The sequence below is a fragment of the Microbacterium sp. zg.Y909 genome (assembly GCF_024626565.1).
On the sequence record NZ_JANJFJ010000646.1, the window covers coordinates 1 to 1,400 of the forward strand.

At 68.8% G+C, this 1,400-nt stretch carries 1 protein-coding gene; it reads left to right on the forward strand.

Translation table 11 applies throughout. From position 1 onward, the window contains the following. Positions 1 to 59 precede the first annotated feature (59 nt). Positions 60 to 1,373 carry a DUF4032 domain-containing protein gene (locus NQ160_RS23755; protein WP_257517447.1) on the forward strand — a complete coding sequence of 438 codons (1,314 nt, stop codon included), beginning with the start codon at positions 60 to 62 and terminating at the stop codon, positions 1,371 to 1,373. The last annotated feature ends 27 nt before the right edge of the window (positions 1,374 to 1,400 follow it).

Below are 1,400 nucleotides of genomic sequence, written 5' to 3' on the forward strand. Positions count from 1 at the left end.
CGCGCGGCGCGGGTAGCCTTGGGGCTACCCGCGCCGTGTCGTTTCCGCCAGGAGTTCCCGTGTCTTCAGCCCTCAGCATCACCGCGAGTTCGGTCGACCCCGGCCTCTTGACACTCCCCTGGTCCACTTCTCTCGCAGAGTGGCCCACACACCACATCGTGTTCCTCCCGAAGGGTCTGTCGCGCCACCTGGTGCGATTCGCGAACCTCTCCAACCGCGTGGTCGCCATCAAGGAGACCACCGAGCAGATGGCCCGGCGTGAGTACGAGATGCTCGGCAACCTCGCCCGTCTCGACGTGCCCTGCGTCAGCCGGGTGGCTGTCATCGCCGGCCGCACCGACGACGACGGTGACCCGCTGCCGGCCGCGCTCGTCACGGCGCACCTCAAGTTCTCCCTCCCCTACCGGGCCCTGTTCACCCAGGTGCTGCGGCCTGACACGGCATCCCGCCTCGTCGACGCCCTCGCGGTGCTGCTCGTGCGTCTGCACAACGTCGGGTTCTTCTGGGGCGACGTGTCGCTGTCGAACACCCTGTTCCGGCGCGATGCCGGCGCGTTCGCCGCCTACCTCGTCGACGCCGAGACCGGCGAGCTGCACGAGTCGGGCCTGACCCGCGGCCAGCGCGAGCACGACCTCGACGTCGCGCGCACGAACATCGCCGGCGAGATCATGGACCTCGAAGCCGGCGGCCGGCTCGAGGGCGGGGTGGATGCCGTCGCCATCGCCGACGGCATCGTCTCGTCCTACCACTCGCTGTGGGGCGCACTGACGGACCGCGAGACGTTCTCCGCCAACGAGTCGTGGCGCATCACCGAACGCGTCAAGCGGCTCAACGACCTCGGCTTCGACATCGGCGAGATGTCGATCGAGTCCACCTCCGACGGCACCCGCGTGTCGATCCAGCCGAAGGTCGTGGATGCCGGGCACCACCAGCGACGCCTCTTGCGGCTGACGGGACTCGACGTCGAAGAGAACCAGGCGCGCCGGCTGCTCAACGACCTCGACGAGTTCGCCGCCCGAGTCTCACGGCTGGGGTCGGACGAAGACATGGTCGCCCACGAATGGCTCACGCGCGTCTTCGAGCCGGTCGTGAAGGCCATCCCCTGGGACCTGCGCGCGAAGCTCGAGCCGGCAGAGGTCTTCCACCAGGTGCTCGAGCACCGCTGGTACATGTCGCAGGCGCGCGGACGCTCGGTGCCGCTGGCCGAGACGCTCACGAGCTACATCGAGAACGTGCTGCGCCACCGCCGCGACGAGGCGACGGTCGTCGGCCCGCAGACCGAGACCCTGTCACTTGCGATGATGGCGCAGACCGAGGCGATCCCCGCCACCACCGAAGAAGAAGACGCCATCGACTGGCGCGACCTGGTCTGAGACCCCGGGTCAGTACCCGACGGTGAA